This is a genomic window from Sphingomonas sp. (genome assembly GCF_964263785.1).
GTDB lineage: Bacteria > Pseudomonadota > Alphaproteobacteria > Sphingomonadales > Sphingomonadaceae > Sphingomonas.
In genome coordinates, this window is sequence record NZ_CAXVWL010000016.1 from 1 (window position 1) to 3,205 (window position 3,205).

Annotated in this window: 2 protein-coding genes and 1 pseudogene; all 3 read right to left on the reverse strand. The window is 65.5% G+C overall.

The window, feature by feature from the left end; genetic code table 11:
- Positions 1-270, reverse strand: a pseudogene (locus ACE5C1_RS01695) (cytosine deaminase); the annotation flags it as partial.
- Positions 270-2,519 carry a TonB-dependent receptor gene (locus tag ACE5C1_RS01700; protein WP_374942331.1) on the reverse strand — a complete coding sequence of 750 codons (2,250 nt, stop codon included), beginning with the start codon at positions 2,517-2,519 and terminating at the stop codon, positions 270-272. The pseudogene ACE5C1_RS01695 and the gene ACE5C1_RS01700, both read right to left, overlap by 1 nt.
- Positions 2,520-2,680: 161 nt before the next feature.
- A partial coding sequence (locus ACE5C1_RS01705) for a hypothetical protein (protein WP_374942332.1) occupies positions 2,681-3,205 on the reverse strand: 525 nt, incomplete at its 5' end.

A 3,205-nucleotide genomic window follows, 5' to 3' on the forward strand; every position in this document is an offset into this window, starting at 1 on the left:
GCGGATGTTGCCGACGAAATCGAGGATCGACCAGTCTGCGGTGACCGCGCGCATCGCGCCTTCCCACAGGTGCCGGTGCGCGTCGACGAAGCCCGGGATGGCGATGCAGCCGGCCGCGTCGACGATCTCCGCCCCGTCCGCTTCCAGATCTTCGCCAACCGCAACGATCCGCCCGTCCCCGACCAGCACGTCCCCCCGCGGCAGGTCTCCCAGCGCGTCGTCCATCGTGATGATGCAGGCGCCGCGGATCAGGAGGCGTGGTCCTGTCATCAGCGCATCGCCGCCGTCAGGGTCACGCCGATGATCCGGCGCGGCGCATAGACTTCGTTCAGCCGCACGCCCGAGATGTTGAGCACGGACGACCGATAGCCCTTGTCGGTCAGGTTGCGCGCGAAGATCGCGGCGCTGTACGGCCCGCGCGTCAGCGTCGCGACCAGGTCGAACAGCGTGCGGCTTGGCTCGCGCGTCCCAGGATCGACCTTGGCGTTATCGGGCTCGAAGTAGAAGCTCGACAAGTAGTTCATGGCGCCACGCACCTCCAGCCTGTTTTCACCCAGCGGCACGGTGACGATGCCCGCCAGGTCCACGGTGTTCTTGGGCGAGCGGGTCAGCCGGTTGCCGCTGAAATCGCGGGTCGCCGAGTAGAGGTAGTTGTCGTATTTCGCGTCGAGATACGCATAGCCATATTCGACGCGCAGCCAGTCGCTGGGCACGGCGACGCCCTCCACCTCGAAGCCCCTGATCGTGGAGCGGGCCGCGTTCGACAGGGTGACGACGGGCACGCTGCCGCCGGGCGGCACCTCGATCCGGGGCACCTGAATGTTCTTGTACTTGTATTGGAACACGGTCGCGTTGACGCGCAGCCGGCGGTCGAGCAGGTCCGCCTTGATCCCGGCCTGATAGGCGTCGACCTTCTCGGGATCGACCACCCGGCCCGCCAACGCGGCGGTGAACGCCTGATACTGGAGAGCGCCGCTCTTGAAACCCTTCGCGTAGTTGGCGAACAGCAGGAGGTCGCGGTTCGGCTTGTAGGACAGCGACACGGAGGGGTCGAGCGAGTCCCAGGTCCGATCGCGGTTCAACTCGAAATTGACCGGCACGATGAAGGGGGTCAGCACCGGCGAGCTGGCGCCGATCACCGCGCGCTTGCGGTCGCTGCTGTAGCGCAGCCCGGCATCGAGCTTGAGTTCGTCGGTGATCTTCACGCCGACCTGACCGAACAGAGCATAGCTGCGCGTGTTGACCGACACTGTGCTGAGATTGGTCCAGGGGACGCCGCGGTTGAAAGCGACCAGCGCATTGTCGGTGCCCACCCGGATGCCCTCGTCGCGGTCGACATCCTCTGAGTAATAGTAACCGCCGATCAGCCAGTTGATGGAATCGCCGAAGGTGAGCGCACCGTCCGGCACGGAGCTGAGCCGCAGTTCCTGGCTGAACTGCGACGAATCCTCAAGAATCGGGTTCTGGAGCGTGTCGAGCGCAGTACCGTCGAGATCGCTGGAGCCGACCTGATGGCCGCCGCGGTAGGCGGTGATGGCGGTGAGTGCGACCGCCTCGCCGTCATAGTTCGCCGTCAGCGACACGCCGCCGCCGTGGCGATCGCTGTCGCGTACCCCCGGAGTCGTGGTGAACTTGTAGGGGTCTGGATCGACCGGGGAGGTTAGCCCCGGCTTGGCGAGGAAGATGGTCGACCGAAGCCCGCCCACATCGCTGCCGCGAAAACCCAGCCGATTGCTCGACTTCAGATAGTCGCCGATCAGGTCGAGCTGGAAGTCGTCCGCCGCCTGCCAGACTAGCCGGCCGCGCACCGTGTCGCTCGTCGATCCGTTGAACCGCTGGCCGGTGTTGGTCGCGAGCTGGAACCCGTCCAGGTGGTTGCGCGAGGCGGACACCAACCCGAATAGCTTGCCCGAAACGAGCGGGCCGCTGATGATGCCTGACCAGCCATAAGTGTCGCCATCGAAGTGCGATTGGCGCCCATAGGTGCCCGTCACGCGCGCTTCGGTCGTATCGCTCGGCTTCTTGGTGATGACGTTGATCGCCCCGCCGATCGTATTTCGCCCGAACAGCGCGCCCTGCGGCCCTTTCAGCACCTCGATCCGGTCGACCCCGACCAGGTCCTGCAGCTGCCCGCCGAAACGCCCGATATAGACGCCGTCGACAAAGGTCCCGACCGACGATTCCGCGCCGGCGTCGAACGAACGTGTGCCGATCCCACGCAGGTAGATGTTGGGCCGCGACGGCTCGATCGATTGGTAGAACAGGCCGGGCGCGACGCGGGCAACGTCCTGGACGTTGACCGCGCCTTGGGCGAGCAGCGCGTCGCCGCTGACCACGGAAACGGAGACGGGCACGTCCTGCAAGCGCTCCTCGCGCTTGCGCGCGGTGACGACGACGTCGCCGAGCGTGTTCGCGGGCTCGGGTGGCTGGCCGACCTGCGAGTCTTGGCCGGGAATCGCGGTGGGCGACGGCGCGGCCTGCGCCCCCGGGTCGGTCTGTGCCCATGCGGACGGTGCCATAAGGCACGATCCCAACAGAGCCATGCGGACCAAGTTCCTGCCGGTCATAACCTCTCCCATTACAGACGCTTCGCGTTCTCGGAGTGAGTCATGCTCCCACTTAGATTACTGAGTCAACAGACTTAGACGACGGCATACAATAAAACTAGAAAGATTACAGTTTACCGCGCGAGCGACATGGCGGCTGCGGTCATCATATCGACCAGCAGTCCCTCCAGGCTCGCCTCTTCCCATCCCTCCAGATCGGGGCCGATCAATGCCCGAGCTTCCAGCGGCGACGACAGCAGCACCGACAGGAACGCCACCGTCACCGCACCCGTCAACGCGCTGCGGCTGGCGGACGGCAGCGCGCGGTGAAGCAGGACGGCGTGCTGGCGCAGCATGGCCGATACCCGGTGGCCGATCGTCGCGGACCAAGCTGCGCTGCCCCGCTCGCGCGCGAGTAGGCCGAGAAAGCTCGCCCATAGCGTCGGGTCTTCTTCCTTGAGGCGGAAGACGGGACCGATCAGAGCCGCCATGATCTCACGCACTGGCGGCACGCCTGGCGAATGGCGAAGCTCGAGCTGGCCCAACTGGTCCTGGCGCATCGCGGTTATGCGCGCAGCATGGCGCTCCAGCACCGCTTCAAGCAGTTCGTCCTTGGTTTTGAAATGGTAGGAGATGAGATTGATCGCGACACCGGAATC

Bases quoted from the DNA above. Each gene is read 5' to 3' on its own strand.
- ACE5C1_RS01700 (WP_374942331.1), bottom strand. From the start codon at position 2,519: ATGGCACCGTCCGCATGGGCACAGACCGACCCGGGGGCGCAGGCCGCG.